Raw genomic sequence first — 21,832 nt, 5'->3', positions numbered from 1 at the left:
TTTATACGATATGTGTAGAGTAGGGTTCAAACGTTGAGAAAGGAACCCTGACTATGAAACTCGCATTAAAGGAATTGAAGTTTTACAAATTTAAATATGTACTCGTTACATTGATACTTTTCCTGCTCGCATTTCTGGTATTGTTCATATCGGCACTTGCACAGGGACTTGCTAAAGAAAATATCTCAGGTATTGAAGCCTGGAATCAGGAACAATTTATAATATCCGAGGGTGTCGATGATTCTCTTACCCAGTCAGATATAAGTGAACAGATGGATCAGATAGAGGAAGTGACAATTGAAGGCCATAACATAGAATTCTCAAGAAACACCATAGATGCAACCAACTCCAATATCGATATAGTATTCACCAATACGGATGAAAATATTGCTCCTGTGGCGGATGAAGGCCGTTTTCCTGAAACATCAGATGAAATTCTACTGAATTATAAACTGACGGGGGAAGGATATGAAGTCGGAGACACGGTTAAAATCAAAGATTCAGATACCACTTTTGAAATCACAGGATTCACGGAGGATATCATGTATTCACACACTTCCATGGCTTACGTAACAGATGGAGGTATGGACAGGCTGGATAGTTCAAGCATTGCTGCCGTTGCTCTACCCGAGGACACAAACGGCATTTCTGAAGAAATTAATAATATAGAAGATGTGAAAATGGTCAGTAATGATGTGATTAAAAATGCCATCCCCAGCTACCAGGCAGAACAGCAGCCGCTCAATCTCATGATTGTTTTCCTCTTCATCATTTCAGCGATTGTATTGTCCGCATTCTTCTATGTTATAACGATACAAAAGTCATCACAACTGGGTATTTTAAAAGCAATCGGGACGAAAAACGGAGAACTTGTCAAAACGATACTGGTGCAGGTCATTCTCATTACATTGGTGGGCGTAGTTCTTTCCATCGGCATTATGTTTACGCTCAATACCGTTATACCGGTATCGATGCCATTCTATCTGAATACCAGCCTGATGATGACTGTGTCAGGGTTATTCCTGGCAGTCGCGTTTCTGGGAGCGATACTGTCACTTGTCCGAATTGTTAAAATTGATCCGCTAGATGCTATAGGAGGCGAATAATATGGGGTTAAAAATAAACAATCTTACTAAATCCTTCGGTACAGGGGATATCGAAACACAAGTATTGAAAGGGGTTGACATTGAAGTAAAAGAAGGAGAACTGGTCATATTAAAAGGGGCATCCGGTTCAGGCAAAACAACTCTTCTCTCAATTATCGGCGGGCTTCTCGGCCGCAGCGGCGGGGAAGTATCACTGAACGGTGAAAATTATCTCGACATAAAGGAAAAAGCTCTGACATCCATGAGACTCAAGGAGATCGGATTTATATTCCAATCCTCACATCTCATTCCTTATATGAAAGTCATCGATCAGCTGACCTTTATCGGAGAACAGGCAGGCATGTCATCAAAAAATGCTAAAATAAGGGCAGAAGAGCTTCTGAAGGAAATCGGTCTTGGACATAGATTGAAAGCTTATCCAAATGTCCTTTCCGGTGGTGAAAAACAGCGTGTGGCTATCATGAGGGCGTGGATGAATGAACCGAAAATGATCCTTGCAGATGAGCCGACTGCAAGCCTCGATGCACAAAGGGCGACGGAAGTGATGGAAATGATCCGTGATAATATTAAAGTCAAACATGCCGTCGGTCTCATGATCACCCACGACGAGCGGCTGTTTGGCTATGCGGACAGGATATATACACTGGATGATGGATATGTAGCAGATGAAAAAATGGATAAAAAAGAGCTTATATATAATTAAAAAAACAGCCTGGCAATTCAAATTGAATTGCCAGGCTGTTTTTTTATCAGCTCAGTAAAATCCCCTCTTCATGTGTGTTCAGCTCGAGGTTTTCTGAGATTTTTTCATCTATTTCTTTGAAATACTCCGGGTTGTCTGTCAGTGATATACCGTACGATGGAATCATTTCTTTGATTTTATCTTCCCACCCAGGGAACTCATCCTTGAAGCATCTGCACATTACATCCAGCATTACATCAACAGAAACAGATGCACCAGGAGAGGCACCCAGCAGTGCAGAAATGGAACCATCTTCTGAAGTGATGACTTCTGTACCAAACTGCAGCGTTCCTTTGCCGCCTTTATCCGTGTCCTTGATCACCTGAACACGCTGGCCTGCAGTCACGATATCCCACTCACCGCTTTTGGCATTTGGAATAAATTCACGGAGTTCCTTCATTCTTTCTTCTTCAGAAAGCAGCAGCTGCTGAATCAGATATTTCGTCAGATCCATTTCTTTGGCACCTGCCGAAAGCATCGTCAGAACATTATAAGGTTTCACTGAACCTAACAAGTCCATGTTGGATCCTGTTTTCAGGAATTTAGGCGAAAAGCCGGCAAATGGACCGAAAAGCAACGATCTTCTACCGTCGATATAACGGGTATCCAAGTGCGGAACAGACATAGGCGGCGCACCCACCTTTGCCTTGCCATACACTTTGGCATTATGTTTTTCCACCGTTTCAGGATCCTGACAGACCATGAACAGACCACTTACCGGAAAACCGCCTACATTTTTTGATTCGGGTATACCCGTTTTTTGAAGCAGAGGCAAGCTGCCTCCGCCTGCACCGATAAACACGAATTTTGACGTGTGATATTCATTTTTTCCAGTTTTAAGCTCTTTGACCTTAAGCTGCCATTCTCCGCCTTCTGTCCTGCGGATATCTTCAACACTGTGTTCAAAATGAATATCCACACCTTTTTCCTCCTGAAGCACATCAAAAAGTTTACGTGTCAGGTTACCAAAGTTGATATCTGTGCCCGATTTGATTCTGGTCGCGGCAATCGGTTCAGTACTGTTACGGCCGTCCATCATCAATGGAATCCATTTTTTAAGCGTTTCTTCGTCTTCTGCAAACTCCATGCCTTCGAACAGAGGATTGCTGGAAAGCGCCTTTACACGTTTTTTAAGAAACTCGACATTTTTTTCACCTTCCACGAAACTCAGGTGAGGTACCGGCATAATGAATTCATTCGGTTTGTCTACCAGTTTCCGGTCAACCAGGTAGGACCAGAACTGCTTCGATAACTGGAACTGCTCGTTGATCTTGATCGCTTTGGTAATGTCCAGCGATCCATCTGCAGCTTCCGGCGTATAGTTCATCTCACAAAGTGCAGAGTGACCCGTACCTGCGTTATTCATCGCATCCGAACTTTCCTGGGCCGTCCTGTCAAGCTTCTCAAATACTTTAATATCCCATTCCGGATTCAATTCTTTTAGTAATGTCCCCAGAGTGGCACTCATAATGCCGCCGCCAATCAGGATGACATCCGTCTTGTTCAATACACTGTTCATAATAACCACAATGCTCCTTCGTTTATATTCAAAGATTCAGAAGCGCTTAAAAGTTAAGTAAATCACAATATAGCCTGTAAGCGTTTCTTTTCTGCAATCAATAAACACCATACCAGAATTAGTATAGCGTATATTGGGGGTTGATAATATTTATTATTGTTCATTATACTCCTTTTTTCCAATATATAAAAGTCCATTCTCACATATTATGTCATACAATTAATTTAATGTGTTATACGAATAGATACAGACATGCTTTTGCGGCCATCCAAAAAGGAGCAAGTATAAAAACCGGAATTCTGATAAACTGATAATATAATTTCCAAGGAGCATCCTAATGAAAATTTTTTCTTTTTTCGTCATTACACCCATAATTATATTCTTCCTCCTGCTTTTCATCACTGACCCCGCAAATGCGGTCGGCGGTGTATTCATCTACTATCTCGTTATGCTTGCAAGCCGGAGTTATGACAGATACAGAAGGAAGAAAGCAAAAAAAGACCAAAACCGCAAAAACTAAACCGGTTTTGGTCTTTTCTGCATCTTATTTCACTTTTTCATTTACGTAATCCGCAAACTCCTGCAGGTTTCCTTCGACTACATCAATCATGGCCACCTTGCCCATGCCTTCAGGAAATTCGATGAACAGGGTATCATCCTCAATCAGTGCCTGAACAATATCCTGATAGCTGAATACACGTTTATAGGGCTCTCCGTTCATATCCACGCTCATGATCATTCTTTCATTCGTGGTGATATATGCCCCTTTAAAATTTGTTTGCTCCCCAACCTTATAAATGATCGTCCCTTCCACTGCCGGACCGATTTTTTCTGTGGGATACAATTCGTTTTGATCGATATCAATCAGACTCATTCCATCGTCCTCCATTCAATTTTCTGTATCTGATAATTTTATCATTCCATTTGAATAACTTCTAATAAATGAACCGGCTAGTCACAATGAATCGCCCAGTTATTTTGGGAAGCCACGGCAAGGAGTTCCGGGTCAGGCTTTACCGCGACCGGTCTGCCGACAAGCTCCAGCATCTTTAAATCGGAATAGCTGTCGCTGTAGGCCTCACTGCTTTTCCAATCGATTTCCCTGCCCTTGAAATGGTCTCTTATGATGTCGATTTTCCGTTCTGCATGCACACGTTCAAACTGTGATTTATAATCCAGTCTGTCATCTTTATAGTGCACTTCGGAACCGATGATGCAGTCGATGTTGAACCCTTTGAATACCGCTTCAAGCAAGGGTACGAAAGCGCCGGATATCAGCATGATATAATAGTGGTCTTTTTGCAGCTGTCTGATTTTCCGGACCAGGGAATCTCTCAACTCCCCCGCCATGTCTTTTGCCACGTCATTGAAAAATTGTTCTATCTCAAGCTTTGAGTTATGTTTAAAGGAGCGGATATAAAATTCCATCGCCTTATGCTGCATTTTTGTTTTTTTGACAAGTTTGAGTTTATAGGCAATATAAAATGGAGCGAAATTCCTGATGAATCTTCGGTAGTTCTTTTTGAACTTGGGATGATTCTTCAGACGTTCCATCAGTATTGTAAACGTCTCATGTGGATACAGTGTTCCATCGAAATCAAATAAAGCAACTTTCATATTCGATGTTCCTTTCCTAATCGTAATCATCATATTATAAAACACTGAACTATATATATTATTTTATCACAAAACCATCGTTCCCAATATATCACTGTCTGGTCAATTTATTATGAAAACGGTACACTTTTCTATATGATTGAGGTAACAACTATTGGGAGGAATATTTAATATGGAACTCACAGTATATCTAGCAGGACAAATTCATGATGATTGGCGCGATACGGTGGCCCAGAAGGCAAGAGAGAAAGATCTGCCTCTGAATTTCACAGGTCCACAGACAAACCATGATCTTTCCGATAATATTGGCGAGAATGTCCTGGGCGAGCAGCCGGGCGGTTACTATAAAGACGATGCCGCTTCAGCCATTAATAATCTGCGCACCCAGGTGCTGATGCAGAAATCCGATGTTGTCATCGCATTGTTCGGTGAAAAGTACAAGCAATGGAATACTGCAATGGATGCAAGCACTGCGGTCGCTCTGAACAAGCCTCTGATCCTCGTCCGTCCTGATGAACTGATCCACCCTCTTAAGGAACTTTCAAACAAAGCGAATGTTACGGTGTCCACAATAGATCAGGCGGTGGAAATCCTTGAGTATATTTATAAATAATCTAACGCATATGACGCGTCGTATGCTGCAATTCTTCCAAAAAGAGCTTGGCCATGGTGCTGAGCTCTGTTTTTTTATTGACCACCCATCCGACTTTTATCGTGTCTTCAGCCTCGAGCGGTACCTGTACGATTTCAGAATCATCCAGATCAGCACTCAGAATCCCTGTTGAAATTGTGTATCCGTTCAATCCGATAAGCAGGTTGAATAATGTTGCCCTGTCACTGACCTGAATACTTTTCGGGCTGGGGAGTGTGCTGAAAATCTCTTCGGAATAATAAAATGAATTATACTGCCCCTGCTCAAATGTCAGCCTTGGATAAGCTTCCAAATCCTCTAAAGTCACTGTAGCCTTTTTAGCCAGAGGATTTTTCTGGCTAATGAAAATATGCGGTGCAGCCTCAAAGAGCTTGTTGAATTCAAGCCCTTTTTCCTTCATCAGCTGTAAGAGTACTTTCTCATTGAATGCACTGATATACAGGAGGCCGACTTCACTGGTCAGGTTTTTTACATCATCGATGATTTCATATGTACGGGTCTCCCTGATTGTGAACTGGTATTTGCTGCCGCCATATTTACGGATTATTTCCACAAATGCATCCACTACAAATGAATAATGCTGGGAGGAGATGGAAAACAGCTGCTGGGAAGGCTGTTTATTGAAGTACCTGCTTTCCAGAAGTTCCACCTGCTCATTGATCTGTCTTGCATAACTTAAAAATTCCGCCCCATCCTGCGACAGGGAAATTCCCGTGGAAGTTCTTGTGAATAAAGTAAAACCGACTTCCTTCTCCAATTCCTTGATCGCTTTTGACAGGGTAGGCTGTGAAATGTACAGTCTGCGTGCCGCCTCGTTAATGGAGCCGCTCAGCACTACTTCTATAAAATACTTCAGTTGATGCAGTTTCATAAAGTCTCCCTCATTTTTCGTTATAGTATTTAGTTATAGCGAATTATGACTATTAACAGTTACTCTATATCTTACAGACATGATAGTATTTAAACAATATTAAAAATGGGAGAGGATTTTGATGACGACACTAAATACTAAAAAAATATACCGAGCAGACCAGGTGGGCAGTCTGCTCCGGCCGGAAAAAATCAAAGAGGCACGTAAACTGCGGGAGGCGGGTGAACTCTCTCCGGAAGACCTGAGAAAAATTGAAAATAAAGAGATTGCAAGAATCGTCCAGAAACAAAAGGACATCGGCCTGGAAGCTGTTACAGACGGGGAGTTCCGGCGTGCCTGGTGGCATTTCGATTTTCTGGAGAACCTGATTGGCGTTGAAGGGTACTGGTCCGGAGACGGCATCCAGTTTAAGGAGCAGCAGACCAAGTCACGTGCGATCAAGGTCACAGGGAAACTGGATTTCGACAGCCATCCGTTCCTGGAAGATTTTGAATTCCTGCGGGATGAGGCAGGGGAGCATGTTGCGAAGTTTACGATTCCGAGCCCGAGCATGCTTCATTTCCGCGGTGAAATCGATCCGTCAGTCTATGGTGACGAAGAAGAATTTTTCAAAGATCTCGCTGCAGCATATAAAAAAGCCATCCACGCATTCTATGACGCCGGCTGCAGATACCTCCAGCTTGATGATACAGCTTGGGCTTATCTCTGTTCGGATGAGCAAAAAGAGCAGTTGCGCGAAAAAGGGCTGGACCCGGAATATCTTGTGGAGAAATACCTGGAAACGATCAACAATGCCGTATCGGACCGTCCTGATGATCTGAAAATCACAATGCACATCTGCCGCGGCAACTTCCGTTCCACCTGGATTTCTTCCGGCGGATATGAACCGGTGGCTGCAGAAATTTTCGGCAGGCTCAATATAGACGGATTCTTCCTGGAGTATGACACTGACCGTGCCGGGGGATTCGAACCGCTCCGCCATGTCAACAGAGAGGATTTGACCATCGTCCTGGGGCTTGTCACATCCAAGCACGGAGAACTTGAGGACAAGGAAACTGTTAAGAAACGCATCTCCGAAGCAGCGAAGTTTATTCCACTGGAACAGCTCGCACTCAGTCCCCAATGCGGCTTCGCTTCTACAGAGGAGGGAAATCTTCTAACAGAAGACGAACAGTGGAGGAAACTTGAACACGTCGTCGACATTGCAAACGACGTGTGGACATAACGCTTACTATAAAATTTACGGACAGGAGGAAACCGGATGCAGAAAGTCCAGGTGGAAGCGGCGATTGATAACAGCCGCTTCAATAAGTTTCATCTACTGGTGTTTCTATGGTGCTTCTTTGCCATCGCTTTTGACGGGTTTGATATCGCATTATACGGAATAGGATTGCCACATATGATGGAAGACTTCGGTTTGTCTGCGGCTGAGGGCGGCGCAATAGGAAGTTATGCACTCGCCGGCATGATGCTCGGCACTTTTGTTCTCGGATCATTTTCCGACATTCTTGGAAGAAAACGCATCCTCGTCATCTGCCTTGTACTCATCAGCATTTTCAACATGCTCGCAGGTTTCGCATCAAATGCGACGATGTTCACCGTCTTCCGTTTCATCGCTTCCATGGGGATGGGCGGACTGATGCCTGTCGTCATTTCATTCATGAGCGAATACTCGCCTAAAAAGAACAGGGCAATGACTGTTGCAGCAATGTATTGCGGCTACTCAATCGGAGCGATCATCGCTTCGGTTACGGCAATCTACCTGCTCGAAAGTCTGGGCTGGCGTTTCATGTATTGGCTCGGGGCGCTCCCGCTAGCCGCATTGCCTTTATTGATCAGACAGTTTCCTGAATCACTTAATTACCATCTGTCGAGAGGAAGGAAAGATAAAGTCGCTCAAATTTTGAACAGGGCAAATCCCGGCGGCAACTATAAAGAAACGGATGAATTCGTCTACACAGCTGTCCAAAAGGAAACGAAAGGGATACCAGTCGGCAAACTGTTTTCCGACAACCGTTCAATCACGACACTCGCATTTTGGCTCATGGTATTCAGCTGTCTCATGATGATTTACGGCCTCAATACATGGCTGCCGACCATCATGCAGGAATCCGGATTCAATGTAGCCTCCAGCATGTCATTCATATTGATACTGGCAGTCGGCCAGATTTTCGGTTCCCTGACAGGGGGATACATGGTGGACCGGATCGGCCATAAAAATGTACTGCTTGCAATGTACCTTACCGGAGCAATTTGTTTTGTAGCGCTGAGCATTACGAGCCAACCGATACTCCTATATATTCTGATCGCAATCGGCGGGGCATGTACCGGGGGGACCCAGAACCTGGTCAATCCATACATCAGTGCATTCTACCCATCCGATATAAGAGGCACAGGACTCAGCATGGCAGTAGGAATCGGCCGTCTTGGCTCGATCACCGCACCGATACTCATCGGCTTTGTACTCATGACGAATATCGCTCCCCAGACAGCATTCATGGCATTCGCCATCCCCAGTCTGCTTGGAGGCGCAGCCCTTCTGTTCGTACGGGAGAGAGTTGTTGAAACAATCCAAACCAATGCTCAAACCGCAAATGAAACATAAAAAAAGCAACCGGCCGGTTGCTTTTTTTATACAATTTCAAGCATGCGTTCTAAACTTGTTTTAGCATAATGTGCTGTATTTTCATCCACTTTGATAACATTCGCAGCATCCCCCTCGACAATCTTATCCAGACACCATGCCAGGTGAGGAAGGTCGATGCGGTTCATCGTCAGACATGGACACATGATCGGATTCAATGATTCTATCTCCAAATGTGTGTAAGTGTCCCTCAGCCTGTTTACCAAGTTCATTTCTGTGCCTATGGCCCACTGGGAGCCTTCCGGGGCACTTTCCATCATATCGATGATATATTTGGTGGAACCGCTGTAATCTGCTTTTTGCACCACTTCAAACGGACACTCCGGGTGCACCAGCACGTTGATGTCCGGTTTCCTTTTCCGCACCTGGTCGATATGGGCGGGAAAGAACTTTTCATGCACTGAGCAATGGCCTTTCCACAAAATAATCCGAAGGTCTTCGTCATCCCCCTCATATTCAAGTTTTTTATGAATCGGATCCCATACCGCCATATGTTCCAACGGCACCCCCAGATCATATGCTGTATTTCGGCCCAAATGCTGATCCGGCAGGAATAGAATTCGCTGACCTTTATCAAGAGCCCACTGTATCACTTTTTTAGCATTACCGCTTGTCACGCAGGAGCCGCCTTTTTCCCCTACGAATGATTTGATTGCTGCAGTGGAATTGACGTATGTCACCGGCAGGATCCCCGTTCCCAGCCTTTCTGTCAACCGGTCGTAGCCCAATATGGCCTGGTCTATATCCGCCATATCAGCCATGGAACAGCCTGCGTTTAAATCAGGTAGATAAACTGTCTGATTATCATCTGTCAGTATATCGGCAGTTTCAGCCATGAAATGAACGCCGTTAAAAACAATGTATTCCGCTTTTGTATTATCTTTGCTGATGCGGGCAAGCTGCAGGGAGTCTCCCATCACATCAGCAAATTGTGCCACCTCATCTTTTTGATAATGGTGTGTGGGCATAAACAGCCTGTCACCCATCTCTTCCTTTATCTTTCTGATTTTATCTTCCAACTCTTCGTTTGAAGCTTTTATGTAATACTCCGGAATTCTTTTCGGGAGTGTCTCTATTGGATTGAACATTTTAATATACCACCTTTAATGAAAAATCTAATGCCTGCTGTTGATGGAACAACGCTCCGACTGAAATATACTCGACGCCTGTTTCAGCGTATTCCAAAAGTGTATCTTCTGTAATGCCACCGGATGCTTCGGTACTGATTGACTCCGGAACTTTTTCAATATGCTTTTTGATCCATTCCGGCGTACAGTTATCAAACATGATAATATCAATATCATTGCGAATTGCTTCATCGAGCATCATCTCATCTTCAACTTCCACTTCTATTTTGTCCATCGGACCTTTTATGTTTTTTGCTTCATCAATCGCTTTTGTCATAGAGCCCATAAATGAAATGTGATTATCTTTCAGCATTATACCGTCATTCAATGTTCGTCTGTGATTCTTACCACCGCCAACAGAGACCGCATATTTTTCAAATATGCCAAGGCCGGGTGTCGTCTTCCGTGTATCAATGATTGTAACGCCGGTATGCCTGACTCTATCGTTAAGCCGCTTTGTCATCGTGGCGATTCCCGACATCCTCTGCACAAGGTTCAGCACAGTACGTTCCGCAGTAAGAATAGAGCAGACATTGCCGCTGATCCGGGCGATTTCATCCCCATTTTTAATTGATTCCCCTTCCTCTATCAGCATTTCAACAGTTACTTTTGAATCGGCAATTTTAAACCCTTCTTCAATGACCGGCATGCCGCAGAAACAGCCGTCAGATTTGGCAATCAGAGTCGCAGTGCCTTTTGCAGTACTGTCAAAAATGCCTGAAGCGAGATCTCCATAATGATTGTCTTCAATATAAAAGTTCGTGATTTTTTCTCTGATTTTCAACACATTCAACAACCAGATCCTCTCCTTCCATTCCAATCTGTATTTCTGTATTACGCAGCTTTTCATCATTATCCGGGAAATCTTTGCGGTTATGACAACCTCGGGTCTCTCTCCTGTGTAAACATCCATGCAGCATACTGTAAATAGTCATGATTTCACAATAACGATGCCAGCCAGCGATATCTGTATGAGATGATTCCGCTCCTTCAAGGTGCATACGCACTTTATTAAGCAGCAGTTTCAACTCACCTCCGGATCTTGTAAACCCGATTGTCTCTTTTGCTTCCGTCTTGATTCCGTCACAGACCTCCGGATCTATATACGGCACCCGCAGTCTTGCAGGATCGATAGTTCCATGAACGTGTCGCTCTGTTTCATTTACAGCCAGTGCCGCTTCATTCCCGGTGACGACAGCCTCCAAAAGAGAGTTGCTTGCCAGCCTGTTTGCACCGTGGAAGTTGGTGCTTGCCGCTTCGCCGATCACCCGGAGTCCGGGTATACTCGTTTTTCCGTCTGTATCGGCGATAACACCTCCCATGGTGTAGTGGGCACCTGCCGTAACAGGAATCCTCAGATTGCGCAGTGCTCCCGGAAAATGCTTTTTGGCAGCTTTATATATTGCTGGAAAATTGCCTTTAAAATTCTGCACCCCGCTGATATCGAGCCGGCACCGACAGCCAGCTCTCTCCTGTCTATAGACTTCGAGGCTCGTAACGTCCCGCGGCGCCAGGTCCTTCATCGGATGCGCATATTCCATGATACGCTCTCCGCTGTCATTGACGATCACCGCACCTGCCCCTCTCACCGCTTCACTGACAAGACCATAAGTCCGGTCCTCTGTTCCGAGCAGCGTCGGGTGGAATTGGACCATTTCCATATGGCGCAATCGGACGCCCGAACGCAGGGCCAGTATATGGCCCGTACCCATTGTCTTTGATGCTCCCGAATTTGGCGTGAATAAGCCACTGTATCCACCCGTCGCCAAAATGACACTGTCTGAAAAATACTGCCTGGCGTTACCATTGTAATCCATTGCAATGACGCCACGCGCACCATTTTCAGCATCCGTTATAATATCGATGACAGTATGCTCAGAATGCACTTCTATATGACGCTTTTCCAGCCGTTTCAAAAAGAATTCCGTCATCATCTTCCCGGTCCTGTCTCCACCTGCGTGCAAAATCCTCGGCGTACTGTGTGCGCCCTCCAGTCCATAAACGAGTTCATTTTCCATGTTGCGGTCAAAAGACATGCCGTCATCCATGTACCGCTTGATGAGAGAATGGCTTTTTCCGATCATCTTACGGATGACATCCCGGTCACCCATACGGGCACCGGCTTCATATGTATCCCCAGCATGACTTTCCCCATGATCCCCTTCATGGAATGAGTAGCAGATTCCACCCTGTGCAAGTCTGCTGTTATGATCATCAATCTTGTCTTTTGTAAAAAGGATGACTTTTTTATTTTCATCCAATGCATAGATGAAACTGAGTGCTGAAAGGCCGGATCCAATAACAATTACATCATTCATGTGTTTACACCTTTATTTACATTATATTTTACATTAATATTGACATTAAATAGTCTTTATTACAACAGTAAAGGAGAAAATAACATGATTTATTTGGATAATGCCGCAACAACAAAGCCGGATTCCCATATAATGGAGGCATATTTGAAATTGTACAGGGAGATGTTCTATAACAGCGAAAGCCTCCATGCAGGTGGCCTTGATGCCAGACATCTTCTGGAACAGACAAGAAATTATATGCAGAACTACTTTGACAGCCGTAAACACGTAATTTTCTCAAGAAGCGGCTCACATGCGAATGAAATTGCGATACAATTGTTACTGAAGGGCAGTTCCGCTGGTCAGATACTGGTTTCCCCTTATGAACATCCGTCAATTGATGCTGCACTTGAACCATTCCGGGAGAATTATGACATCGTCAGAATGCCGCTCGAATACGATGGCAATATCGACCTGATTTCACTGTCTAAAATGTTTGAGACGGATACCTCCCTGGTCATCATGCAGCATGTCAACTCTGAGATCGGTTACCGGCTCCCCGTGGAAGCAGTTGGAGAAATGTGCAGTATCAGTGATATCCCATTCCATGTAGATGGTGTACAGGGGGCGCACAAAGATGCGATAGACATCGACGAAGTCTGCAGCAGCTACAGTTTTTCCGGCCATAAGCTGCACGGGACAAAGGGGACCGGCGTACTGATGGTGGATTATAAATATATGAATGTGCTCAACAGGCACTTCCATCATGAATCAGGAACGCAGAATGGTACACTTAATGTTCCTGGGATTGCGGTAATGGCGATGTGCCTGTCTGCTGATCCAAATATGAGAAAGATGAATGAAACCAAGGAATATCTGGGGAAAGAGCTTCGAAATATCGGCGTTACACCGCTGCAGTTTGATGTTTCAGCACCGCATATCATTGCATGCGTAACACCTTCTGTTGAAGGGCAGTATGTGATGCAGAGCCTTTCAAGCAAAAATATATATATTTCAACCGGGACAGCATGCGGTCAGGGCCGCATGGTGAGCGAAGGACTGGCCGCCTTACTTGATAGGAAGTATGAAACTTCAGAAGAACACTATATAAGAATATCGATTTCAAAAAATACGACACTGGATGAGATAGATGTACTCATCTCTCATCTTAACCTGATACTGCAGGAGGTGAAACGATGACAACAGCACAACGCAGAAGAGCAGAAATATTAGAACAGCTGAAAAGCACCCGGGATTCAATCAGTGGAACAGCAATGGGCGAACAATTTAATGTATCCAGACAGATTATTGTCAGGGATATCTCCATATTGAAGGCTGACGGACATCCTATCGTCTCGACCAGCAGAGGATATGTACACCGGCCGGCCGAGCGTCCAGGCAAACCCTGTAAACGGACGATTGCCTGCCAGCATGAATTTTCAGAGATGAAGGAGGAGCTGGAGATTATTCTCGATAATGGGGCAATGATAGATAATGTCTCCATCGATCACCCGGTATATGGAGAGTTGACAGGTGAACTGATGATTTCGACCAATGCGGAACTGGCCATGTTCCTCACACGTATGCACGAAGAAAAGAGCAGGATGCTTGCCAATCTTACAGATAATATACATCTTCACACAATATCTGCAGACACGGAAAAAATACTCGATAATGCCGTCCGTGACCTGATTGAACACGGCTACATCATACAGGACTGATAAAAAAGGACGATGGCACCGGCCATCGTCCTTTTTATGGCTTTATATCAGCCAAGCTGACGCTGTTTCTCTTTCTTTCTGATATCGATGAATATCTTCGTTTCGGCCGCTACGACACCGGACAATCCCAAAAGACCGATTAAGTTTGGTATCGCCATCAGCGCATTGAATATATCGCCGAGGTTCCAAACGGTCTGGAGGGACATAGTCGCTCCTGGTATGATTGCCAGGACAAAAATAACCCGGTACAGATATGTGAACTTGTCACCAACAAGGTAGGTGAAACACTTCTCTCCAAAGTATCCCCAGCCGAGAATTGTCGAGAAGATGAAGGTAAGCAATGTTATGGCAACAACATAGTTGCCGAAGCCAGGCAGCAGCATTTCAAAGGATTGCGCCGTCAGTGCCGCCCCGTCTTCTCCTGACGTGTACATATCGGCCATAGTCAGTGACACACCTGTAATGGTACATACAACGATTGTATCGATGAAAACCTGCGTCATGGAAACCAATGCCTGCCTTGCCGGGACATCAGTACGTGCGGATGCCGCTGCAATACCGCCGGTACCAAGCCCTGCTTCGTTTGAAAACAGCCCTCGTGCAACCCCCATGCGTATTACGGTGCCCAGTGCACCGCCCGCCACGGCCTGTCCTGTAAATGCATCTGTGAAAATAAGTCCGAATGCAGCCGGGACTTTATCAAAATGAAGAATAAGTATGGCAACACCTGCAATTAAGTAAAATGCGACCATGAACGGTACGAGTATTCCCGCAGTCCGACCGATGCTCTTGACCCCGCCGAGAATGACCATTCCTACAAGAACCGCCATAACCACTCCCGTCATCCATGTAGGAATGCTGAATACATCCTGGGCAACGTCGGAGGCAGCGTTGGCCTGGATCATGTTGCCGATGCCGAATATCGCTGCGAATACTGCAAAAAATGCAAAGAGTACGCCAAGCCATTTCTGTCCCAGTCCGTGTTCCAAATAATACATTGGTCCGCCGGACATTTCCCCCTTGTCGTTTTTCTGACGATACTTAACACCCAGTATACCTTCAGAATATTTTGTAGCCATACCGACTAATGCTGTAATCCACATCCAGAATACGGCTCCGGGACCACCCAGGACAACAGCCGTTGCGACACCGACGACGTTACCTGTCCCCACTGTTGCTGCAAGAGCAGTCATCAAGGCCTGGAAATGCGAAATGTCTCCTTCACTTTTATCATCTGACTTGCTGAAAGCCATTTTCAGCGAGTAGGGCAGCATTCTAAACGAAAAGAATGCCAGCCTTAAGGTCAGGAACAAACCTGTACCCACCAGGAAAATGATAAGAGGAAGCCCCCATACGAAACTGCTGATATCAGCTGTGAGATCTGTAAACCATGCACCCATGTAATTCCTCCCTTTATTTGTCAATACGTTTAAAATTTATATGAATATTCAGAAAATGTCAATATATAAATTCTTCTTTGTCATTTCACAGACTGATGGAAACCTTCTTTTCACGGTCGAAATCATAAAAAAACCGCTCAATGAGCGGTTTAAATTTATTTTTGTATATCAAAATCACTTTTACGTATCCGATAATTCCTGAAAATGTAACTGCCGATGAAACCGACGATACCTGAAATGACCGCTACGATTACAGAATAGATCACAACCTGTGAAGCCGGATTAAAACCGAAAAGCACCAGAAGTCCTGCGGTAGGGGTTGCTGTTCCCGGAGCATCATTGATGAGTCCGGAATATGCAATGACCATGCCGCTCAAAGCGCCGCCTATGAAGTTTGTCGCATAAATTGGAACTGGGTTGGCACTCACCAGATCCGCCTTTGAAAGTGGCTCGATGGCTACGGAAATCACAGACTTCAAATCTCCTATTTTCAGTTTATGGAACATCACACTGTTCATGAATGCAGAACCGAAAGCTGCAAGACTGCCGACGGCCATTGGAATGCCTGTGAGCCCGAGAAGGGCGGTAAGTGCCATGGAACTGAGTGGTGATGTTCCGACCACTGTAATGATGCCGCCCAACAAAAGCCCCATGATGAGCGGACTAGCATCTGTGGCTGTCTCTATGATGCTTCCTATTCGCAACAGAGAGCTATCCACCAGCGGTGTAATACCCATACCGATCAATCTTGTGAGCGGAACAATGATAATCACAACCAATATGAAATCCAGACCATTTGGAATTTTTTTCTCGAAGAACTTTACTGCGAATGAAACTATGTAAGCCGCAAACAATCCTGGAATCAGACCGAGGCCTCCCAACGAGACTCCAATAATTGCAGCATTCTGTGCGTTCACTTTCATTGTCAATGCCACCAGGAAAGCGACAATGACTCCGCTAAGCAGGCCGGCTTCCAGTCCCGCCTCCCGAAAAAATTCCAAACCGAAGATATCTCCGATGACAAACCGCTGCAATGCTTCAACCAAAAATGTCGCGATGGCAGCACCTGCAAGTGCCCCCATGACATCTGCACCATAAGGTGCGTAGTAAGTAAATAAGGTGAAGAATATAAGTATAAGTAAAAGTAGTAGTATTCCTGTCAGCTGTTCCATTTTTAATCCCCTGTCAGTAACCCGACAGCAAAGAATAATACTATTCTTTGCTGTTCAAGTAGTCTATCGCTGCGCTTCCAATCGACTGTGATGCGATGAGCAGTGAGTCTTCACTGATGTCAAATTTCGGATGATGATGCGGGTATACCTTGCCTTTAGGCTTTCCAGCAATTTCGCAAGTGTCATTAAAATCCCTCCTACCTTGATTCTTCGCACTTCAACATAAATTCCCCCGAATACTTTAGATCTAAAACAGTACTTGGACATTCAATGTAGACTACCATATCAGAATTTAACTTGGAAATACAGCAAAAATAGTAAAAATTCACAAAGTGAAATTTTATATTAAAAAAGCCAGGGACTTTTCATCCCTGGCCGTTAAGTATTTCTCTATTCTTCCACCTCGAACGCTGGTTCTAAATGTCCCTCTTTTTCAAGTTCGGCAAGAAAATCATATACTTCCTGTGAAGTAAAGGCTTCTTTCGCCGCCTGCAGAGCTTCGGTATCCTGGTTATCTTCACGTCCCACAAGCTGGATCGCAAATGTATTATCTTCATCCTCTTCCAGGAAAACAGCATCATCCGGTGTCAGGCCGACACTTTCTATATAGGTCGGGTAGTTGAATACAAGCTCGACTCCATCTTCATAAGCGCCTGTTAAATTAAGCAGATCGATATGAGTGAATTCAAGATTATGCGGATTCTCTTCAATATCATCCACCGTCGCCTGATGACTGACATCCGCTGACAAAGTGATCAGATCATGCTGTTCAAGAATCATCAGTGCGCGCGCTTCATTGGTAGCATCTGCCGGAATCGCAACTTCTGCACCGTCCTCGATATCTTCTATGGAATCATACACCGGGGAATAAAAACCGACAATTGCGTTATAAATCGGCTGCATCGCCACCAGGTTCCCGTCTTTCTCATTATTGAAGACTTCCATGAAAGGTTCATGCTGGGCAAAACTTGCATCCACCTCTTCATTCAGAAGGGCTTCGTTGTATTGAATATTATCGGATACTTCGACAAGTTCAATCTGATACGGTTCTTCAATCGCATCAGCTGCGATCTCAACAACATCTGTCATAGGCGGCAGATGTGAAGCGACTTTGACAACATTGTCCTCTTCAGAAGCACTTTCCTCTCCGCCGCAGCCTGCCAGCAATAATGCAACTCCAGTGAAAAACAAACCTTTTTTCAACATATGTAATTCTCCTCTTCCAAATTTTCATCTTTTATCCAATCTGGCTGCGAGTCTCAGTCCCAGCCACTGGGCAATGATTACAAATACGATAATGACTGCAATTGCGCTGTACATGATGTCTGTTTCATAACGTTGATAGCCGTAACGGATGGCAAAGTCGCCGATTCCGCCGCCCCCCACAACTCCCATAATCGTGGAGTATGAAATGAAACTTACAAATGCGGTCGTAAAACCGATAATAAGGGAACTCCGCGCTTCAACATATAAAAACTTCCAGACGAGCTGAGGTGTTGTAACACCCATGGATCTTGCTGTTTCAAGTACGCCTTTTGGCACGTCGTGCAATGATTGTTCCACGAACCTCGCATAAAGTGCAATTGCGATAAGCATCATCGGGAACGAAGCCGCAACCGGATCACCTGTTGCACGACCGTAAAAATAACGGATCAACGGCTGCATGACCACTACCAGAAGCAAAAAAGGGAACGACCGGACAATGTTTACAAAAATATTCGCAATCTGGTACAAAAGTTTATTCTCAAGCGACTTGCCTTTCGATGCAAGATAAAGCAGAGTACCGAGGGGCAGTCCCAGAAGAATTGCGGCCACCATGGCAAACACCATCATTATTCCTGTTTCATACAGGCTTTCGACAAGGCGGGGGGTGTATTCAATGACACGTTCTATGTATATCTGAATGGCTTCAGGCATCTTTCAGCACTTCCAATACACGTTCGTAGTAGGACTGGTCTGAACGATCCGTGACAGAATGATTTACATCTATGGTATCGATCAGTCTTCCGCGCTCCAGTATTGCAGCCCGGTTGCACAGCTGCTTAATCACATTAAGTTCGTGTGTAACAATGACCACTGTCATGTCAAACTCATTTTGAGCCTTCCTTAAAACACCGACGATTTCATCTGTCGTATTTTCATCAAGTGCGGATGTCGGTTCGTCACATAATAGAATCATCGGCCGGGTAACCAGTGCGCGTGCTATACCCACACGCTGCTTTTCCCCACCGGACAGTTCTGCCGGATAATTTTCCTTCTTATCCTCCAGACCGACGAATTTAATGACTTCATCCACAGACAGCGGGTTTTTATATTTATGAAGTTCCAACGGTAATTTGATATTCTCTTCAACTGTTTTATTATTCAGCAGATTAAAGTGCTGAAAAATCATGCCGATATCCTTTTGATGTTTTCTCAGACCATTTTTGTTAAGTGTACCAACATCTATACCATCTACAATGACCTGCCCCGCATCAGGCATTTCAAGTGCATTGATAAATCTCATTAAAGTGGATTTTCCGGCGCCGCTCTCTCCTATTATTCCAAATATCTCCTTGCCGGTTATGGACAGGGTAACATTATCAACCGCTTTAAAATCACCATTTTTACCGACAAAAGACTTTCTTGCTCCCTTTATATCAATCAAACTACAACCACCTTCCATAACCATTATTCAATTGATGGTCATTGCCATATATAATATCATATCCGGTTACTTTCCGGACCCTCCCGGCTCAAAAAAATAACCGGTCAAAAGTATGAAAACTTTAACCGGCCTAATTTTTATTTTAATCATCGTCATCGTCGTTGTCATCATCGTTGTTGTCATCATCGTCTTCATAATCATCGTCTTCATAATCATCGACATCATTGCTGTTGTCGTTTTCATCGCTGTCATCAAATTCTATATAATAATTATTCTGGTGCTGAGTGTTATAATCCTGAAGCTGCTGTGCGAACGCTTCAATATCGGCGATATTATTAAAATCTATCTGGAACCATAATACTTTGAGTGCGTCTCCGTCTATGGCATCCACTGTGACAAGTGCTCCTTCGTCATCGTCATCAACGCGCTGGATAATCTGGTATTGTTTTGGATGCGTCTCTTGATTCAGGGTCAGATGCACGAATGTACCGCCAACCTCATTGAGTGCAATCTGTTTTGCCTCTTCTTCGGTGATCAGTGTATTTGCCGTTTCTTTTTCTTTCTGTGCCTGTTTTTCAGCCGCTTCCTTCTCTTTTGCTTTTTTATCCGCTTCCGGAGCTTTCTTCTCTTCTGATGATTTTTCCTCATCTTTTTTTGCAGCTTCATCCTCATTTTGCTGCGTTATTTTTTCCGTTACAATATTCTCGATGCTGCTGTCGTCACGGCTCATTTTAATTTCATATTTATATTCTTCATTTTTCATGCTTACAATATAAAACCGCTCATCATCCGACTGCGAGATATTTTCAATCTCTCCACCATATCGGTCTGTGATCATCGCACGTACTTCCTGTTCATCGATGTATTCACTCCCTGTCTGGCTTACCAGCAGGACTCCCAGGGCAATACCCGCAATAACAGCCACTGCCGCAATCAGCAACTTATTTAACTTCTTCATTTTTCTTCACCTTTTTAATAGTCAATTTAAATGTTGTCCCTGCGTTCACCCGACTCGTAACGTCAATGCTGATATCATTTAAATTCGCCAACTCTTCTGCAATGGACAGGCCGAGGCCGGACCCGCCCGTTTTTCTGGCCCGCGCTTTATCCACACGGTAAAAGCGTGTAAATATATGGTTTATATCTTCTTGCGGTATGCCGATCCCTCTGTCCACTATCGTTACTTCAACGTTATTTTCAAGCTCATGGAGGTTTACGGATATCTTTTCAGAGCTGTATTTATAAGCGTTATCGAGGAAAATTTTAATCAGCTGATCGAACGTATCCACATCTATAAGGACCAATACATCCGTATTATCAAAAGTCAGTTCAATTTCCCGGTCATATACAGTTTCCAGACGCTTTGTTATATTCTTCAGCAATTTTACAATACGGATCGGTTCCGGAGAAAAAGTTTCATCTTCACGGTTCACTTTCGCAAAGCTCAGCAGCTGCTCTGTGAGATATTTCATCCTTTTCGCTTCATCGCTGATGGCATGGATACTTTCATCCAATACATCTTCCCGTGTTTTTCCGAAACGCTTCAACATCTGGCTGTACGACCCGATGACTGTGATCGGCGTCTTCAGCTCATGAGAGGCATTCATGATGAACGCCTGCTGGTTTTCATCATGGGCCTTTAAGTCCAGCATCATTTCATTAAATGCTTCAGAGAGTTCCTTCAGTTCCTTTGTGTCTTTTTCATTTATTTCAATCATTGTGTACTTACTGGTATCATCCGTCTTTTTCATTTTATCGATCAGCTTGTTGATCGGTTTGATGACGATGTTTGTAATCACACGGTTCAAAAGAAAAATGACAATGAGAATGATGAACGTTGAAATGACCAGAATCCATTTTAATACTTCAAATGTGTCATATAAAAAATGGACATTCTCATAAATCTGAAGATTGTATACCTGACCGTTGTCCCAAATGACAGGCAGTGATACCATCACAAACTCCATATCTTCATGTGACACAGATTTTTGATACTGATTCGTCCTGTAAGGTTCATTCAAACTCGCATATTCCGTCTCAGTGGATATGCGGACCACGGGATTATCCTCTTCATCGATCACTTTGACATAACCGTCAGACAAGAGGAAAGCCTGAAGCACCGCTTCACTGTTAACGTTATCCGCATTGGCATTCTGAAGTTCCTGCATGATGTTTATTCCGCGATTTTCGAGCTGTCCCATTTCTGCATTCAATGAGAAATTCTTATACGAGAAATAAACGAACAGATTGATCAGTATGACAACAATTACCGTCATGACCGTCGTATATAACTGTATTTTCGTACCAAGTTTCATTG

The 21,832-nt window shown here is 44.2% G+C and carries 22 protein-coding genes and 1 pseudogene; 8 read left to right on the top strand and 15 right to left on the bottom strand.

Translation table 11 applies throughout. The features are described from left to right. The first annotated feature begins 53 nt into the window (after positions 1 to 53). Both BM271_RS07610 and BM271_RS07605 read left to right on the top strand, forming a co-directional pair. Entirely contained in the window at positions 54 to 1,106 is a 1,053-nt protein-coding gene (locus BM271_RS07610) for an ABC transporter permease (protein WP_046789096.1), read from the top strand. 1 nt (position 1,107) lies between these two features. Further along, positions 1,108 to 1,809 carry an ABC transporter ATP-binding protein gene (locus BM271_RS07605; protein ID WP_046789095.1) on the top strand — a complete coding sequence of 234 codons (702 nt, stop codon included), beginning with the start codon at positions 1,108 to 1,110 and terminating at the stop codon, positions 1,807 to 1,809. 46 nt (positions 1,810 to 1,855) lie between these two features. Here BM271_RS07605 and mqo read toward each other — a convergent pair whose 3' ends face one another. After that, positions 1,856 to 3,367 (bottom strand): malate dehydrogenase (quinone), encoded by a 1,512-nt coding sequence (gene mqo, locus BM271_RS07600; RefSeq protein WP_046789094.1) that lies wholly within the window; start codon positions 3,365 to 3,367, stop codon positions 1,856 to 1,858. Positions 3,368 to 3,704: 337 nt separating this feature from the next. Between mqo and BM271_RS07595 the strand changes: the two genes are divergently transcribed. Next, positions 3,705 to 3,887, top strand: coding sequence for a hypothetical protein (locus tag BM271_RS07595; RefSeq protein ID WP_046789093.1), 183 nt, complete (start codon positions 3,705 to 3,707; stop codon positions 3,885 to 3,887). Between the two features lie 24 nt (positions 3,888 to 3,911). Here the strand turns inward: BM271_RS07595 and BM271_RS07590 are convergent, their stop codons facing one another. Further along, on the bottom strand, positions 3,912 to 4,241 hold the full coding sequence (locus tag BM271_RS07590) for a hypothetical protein (RefSeq protein ID WP_046789092.1): 330 nt from the start codon (positions 4,239 to 4,241) through the stop codon (positions 3,912 to 3,914). Positions 4,242 to 4,318: 77 nt separating this feature from the next. Then, positions 4,319 to 4,984 (bottom strand): HAD family hydrolase, encoded by a 666-nt coding sequence (locus tag BM271_RS07585; protein WP_046789091.1) that lies wholly within the window; start codon positions 4,982 to 4,984, stop codon positions 4,319 to 4,321. A 172-nt stretch (positions 4,985 to 5,156) separates the two neighbouring features. Here BM271_RS07585 and BM271_RS07580 point away from each other — a divergent pair, with 172 nt between their 5' ends. After that, complete coding sequence (locus BM271_RS07580; protein WP_046789090.1) at positions 5,157 to 5,597, top strand: YtoQ family protein; 441 nt, start codon at positions 5,157 to 5,159, stop codon at positions 5,595 to 5,597. Between the two features lies 1 nt (position 5,598). Here the strand turns inward: BM271_RS07580 and BM271_RS07575 are convergent, their stop codons facing one another. Next, positions 5,599 to 6,507: a LysR family transcriptional regulator gene (locus BM271_RS07575; protein WP_046789089.1), complete on the bottom strand. Its 909-nt coding sequence runs from the start codon at positions 6,505 to 6,507 to the stop codon at positions 5,599 to 5,601. A 121-nt stretch (positions 6,508 to 6,628) separates the two neighbouring features. Between BM271_RS07575 and BM271_RS07570 the strand changes: the two genes are divergently transcribed. Together BM271_RS07570 and BM271_RS07565 are read left to right on the top strand one after the other, a co-directional pair. Continuing rightward, positions 6,629 to 7,732 carry a 5-methyltetrahydropteroyltriglutamate--homocysteine S-methyltransferase gene (locus tag BM271_RS07570; RefSeq protein WP_046789088.1) on the top strand — a complete coding sequence of 368 codons (1,104 nt, stop codon included), beginning with the start codon at positions 6,629 to 6,631 and terminating at the stop codon, positions 7,730 to 7,732. 36 nt (positions 7,733 to 7,768) lie between these two features. Beyond that, entirely contained in the window at positions 7,769 to 9,112 is a 1,344-nt protein-coding gene (locus tag BM271_RS07565) for an MFS transporter (protein WP_046789087.1), read from the top strand. 26 nt (positions 9,113 to 9,138) lie between these two features. Here the strand turns inward: BM271_RS07565 and nadA are convergent, their stop codons facing one another. From nadA to BM271_RS07550, 3 genes are read right to left on the bottom strand one after another with little or no spacing between them, the layout of a single operon-like run. Then, positions 9,139 to 10,239: a quinolinate synthase NadA gene (gene nadA, locus BM271_RS07560; protein WP_046789086.1), complete on the bottom strand. Its 1,101-nt coding sequence runs from the start codon at positions 10,237 to 10,239 to the stop codon at positions 9,139 to 9,141. Position 10,240: 1 nt separating this feature from the next. Next, positions 10,241 to 11,074 (bottom strand): carboxylating nicotinate-nucleotide diphosphorylase, encoded by an 834-nt coding sequence (nadC, locus tag BM271_RS07555; RefSeq protein ID WP_200795329.1) that lies wholly within the window; start codon positions 11,072 to 11,074, stop codon positions 10,241 to 10,243. Then, positions 11,025 to 12,596 (bottom strand): L-aspartate oxidase, encoded by a 1,572-nt coding sequence (locus BM271_RS07550; protein WP_046789085.1) that lies wholly within the window; start codon positions 12,594 to 12,596, stop codon positions 11,025 to 11,027. The genes nadC and BM271_RS07550 overlap by 50 nt, the downstream gene beginning before the upstream one ends. Positions 12,597 to 12,680: 84 nt before the next feature. Here BM271_RS07550 and BM271_RS07545 point away from each other — a divergent pair, with 84 nt between their 5' ends. Together BM271_RS07545 and BM271_RS07540 are read left to right on the top strand one after the other, a co-directional pair. Beyond that, complete coding sequence (locus tag BM271_RS07545) at positions 12,681 to 13,775, top strand: cysteine desulfurase family protein (protein WP_046789084.1); 1,095 nt, start codon at positions 12,681 to 12,683, stop codon at positions 13,773 to 13,775. Continuing rightward, on the top strand, positions 13,772 to 14,296 hold the full coding sequence (locus tag BM271_RS07540; RefSeq protein ID WP_046789083.1) for a transcription repressor NadR: 525 nt from the start codon (positions 13,772 to 13,774) through the stop codon (positions 14,294 to 14,296). Before BM271_RS07545 ends, BM271_RS07540 begins: the two co-directional genes overlap by 4 nt. Before the next feature lie 47 nt (positions 14,297 to 14,343). Here the strand turns inward: BM271_RS07540 and BM271_RS07535 are convergent, their stop codons facing one another. The 8 genes and pseudogenes from BM271_RS07535 to BM271_RS07505 all read right to left on the bottom strand — a co-directional run bounded on the left by BM271_RS07535 (position 14,344) and on the right by BM271_RS07505 (position 21,830). Continuing rightward, a complete protein-coding gene (locus BM271_RS07535) occupies positions 14,344 to 15,696 on the bottom strand; it encodes an alanine/glycine:cation symporter family protein (RefSeq protein WP_046789082.1) in 1,353 nt (450 codons plus the stop codon). A gap of 155 nt (positions 15,697 to 15,851) precedes the next feature. Next, complete coding sequence (locus BM271_RS07530; RefSeq protein ID WP_046789081.1) at positions 15,852 to 16,868, bottom strand: PTS sugar transporter subunit IIC; 1,017 nt, start codon at positions 16,866 to 16,868, stop codon at positions 15,852 to 15,854. Between the two features lie 40 nt (positions 16,869 to 16,908). Further along, a pseudogene (locus BM271_RS14505) lies at positions 16,909 to 17,022 on the bottom strand (hypothetical protein); the annotation flags it as partial. Between the two features lie 236 nt (positions 17,023 to 17,258). Continuing rightward, a complete protein-coding gene (locus BM271_RS07525; protein ID WP_200795328.1) occupies positions 17,259 to 18,074 on the bottom strand; it encodes a MetQ/NlpA family ABC transporter substrate-binding protein in 816 nt (271 codons plus the stop codon). A 24-nt stretch (positions 18,075 to 18,098) separates the two neighbouring features. Next, positions 18,099 to 18,785 carry a methionine ABC transporter permease gene (locus BM271_RS07520; protein ID WP_046789080.1) on the bottom strand — a complete coding sequence of 229 codons (687 nt, stop codon included), beginning with the start codon at positions 18,783 to 18,785 and terminating at the stop codon, positions 18,099 to 18,101. Beyond that, a complete protein-coding gene (locus BM271_RS07515; protein WP_046789079.1) occupies positions 18,778 to 19,515 on the bottom strand; it encodes a methionine ABC transporter ATP-binding protein in 738 nt (245 codons plus the stop codon). Before BM271_RS07515 ends, BM271_RS07520 begins: the two co-directional genes overlap by 8 nt. Positions 19,516 to 19,657: 142 nt before the next feature. Then, positions 19,658 to 20,473 carry a PepSY domain-containing protein gene (locus BM271_RS07510; protein WP_046789078.1) on the bottom strand — a complete coding sequence of 272 codons (816 nt, stop codon included), beginning with the start codon at positions 20,471 to 20,473 and terminating at the stop codon, positions 19,658 to 19,660. Next, positions 20,457 to 21,830, bottom strand: a complete 1,374-nt coding sequence (locus BM271_RS07505) for a sensor histidine kinase (protein ID WP_046789077.1) — start codon at positions 21,828 to 21,830, stop codon at positions 20,457 to 20,459. The genes BM271_RS07510 and BM271_RS07505 overlap by 17 nt, the downstream gene beginning before the upstream one ends. Positions 21,831 to 21,832: the final 2 nt, after the last annotated feature.

This window comes from Salinicoccus halodurans, from assembly GCF_900114445.1.
Lineage (GTDB): Bacteria > Bacillota > Bacilli > Staphylococcales > Salinicoccaceae > Salinicoccus > Salinicoccus halodurans.
This window is presented reverse-complemented; position numbering and strand designations above follow the sequence as displayed.

What these genes read in the sequence shown, in the direction of transcription:
- BM271_RS07610 (WP_046789096.1), top strand. Translation starts at nt 54, where the DNA reads ATGAAACTCGCATTAAAGGAATTGAAGTTTTACAAATTTAAATATGTA.
- BM271_RS07605 (WP_046789095.1), top strand. Translation starts at nt 1,108, where the DNA reads ATGGGGTTAAAAATAAACAATCTTACTAAATCCTTCGGTACAGGGGAT.
- mqo (WP_046789094.1), bottom strand. Translation starts at nt 3,367, where the DNA reads ATGAACAGTGTATTGAACAAGACGGATGTCATCCTGATTGGCGGCGGC.
- BM271_RS07595 (WP_046789093.1), top strand. Translation starts at nt 3,705, where the DNA reads ATGAAAATTTTTTCTTTTTTCGTCATTACACCCATAATTATATTCTTC.
- BM271_RS07590 (WP_046789092.1), bottom strand. Translation starts at nt 4,241, where the DNA reads ATGAGTCTGATTGATATCGATCAAAACGAATTGTATCCCACAGAAAAA.
- BM271_RS07585 (WP_046789091.1), bottom strand. Translation starts at nt 4,984, where the DNA reads ATGAAAGTTGCTTTATTTGATTTCGATGGAACACTGTATCCACATGAG.
- BM271_RS07580 (WP_046789090.1), top strand. Translation starts at nt 5,157, where the DNA reads ATGGAACTCACAGTATATCTAGCAGGACAAATTCATGATGATTGGCGC.
- BM271_RS07575 (WP_046789089.1), bottom strand. Translation starts at nt 6,507, where the DNA reads ATGAAACTGCATCAACTGAAGTATTTTATAGAAGTAGTGCTGAGCGGC.
- BM271_RS07570 (WP_046789088.1), top strand. Translation starts at nt 6,629, where the DNA reads ATGACGACACTAAATACTAAAAAAATATACCGAGCAGACCAGGTGGGC.
- BM271_RS07565 (WP_046789087.1), top strand. Translation starts at nt 7,769, where the DNA reads ATGCAGAAAGTCCAGGTGGAAGCGGCGATTGATAACAGCCGCTTCAAT.
- nadA (WP_046789086.1), bottom strand. Translation starts at nt 10,239, where the DNA reads ATGTTCAATCCAATAGAGACACTCCCGAAAAGAATTCCGGAGTATTAC.
- BM271_RS07550 (WP_046789085.1), bottom strand. Translation starts at nt 12,596, where the DNA reads ATGAATGATGTAATTGTTATTGGATCCGGCCTTTCAGCACTCAGTTTC.
- BM271_RS07545 (WP_046789084.1), top strand. Translation starts at nt 12,681, where the DNA reads ATGATTTATTTGGATAATGCCGCAACAACAAAGCCGGATTCCCATATA.
- BM271_RS07540 (WP_046789083.1), top strand. Translation starts at nt 13,772, where the DNA reads ATGACAACAGCACAACGCAGAAGAGCAGAAATATTAGAACAGCTGAAA.
- BM271_RS07535 (WP_046789082.1), bottom strand. Translation starts at nt 15,696, where the DNA reads ATGGGTGCATGGTTTACAGATCTCACAGCTGATATCAGCAGTTTCGTA.
- BM271_RS07530 (WP_046789081.1), bottom strand. Translation starts at nt 16,868, where the DNA reads ATGGAACAGCTGACAGGAATACTACTACTTTTACTTATACTTATATTC.
- BM271_RS07525 (WP_200795328.1), bottom strand. Translation starts at nt 18,074, where the DNA reads ATGTTGAAAAAAGGTTTGTTTTTCACTGGAGTTGCATTATTGCTGGCA.
- BM271_RS07520 (WP_046789080.1), bottom strand. Translation starts at nt 18,785, where the DNA reads ATGCCTGAAGCCATTCAGATATACATAGAACGTGTCATTGAATACACC.
- BM271_RS07510 (WP_046789078.1), bottom strand. Translation starts at nt 20,473, where the DNA reads ATGAAGAAGTTAAATAAGTTGCTGATTGCGGCAGTGGCTGTTATTGCG.
- BM271_RS07505 (WP_046789077.1), bottom strand. Translation starts at nt 21,830, where the DNA reads ATGAAACTTGGTACGAAAATACAGTTATATACGACGGTCATGACGGTA.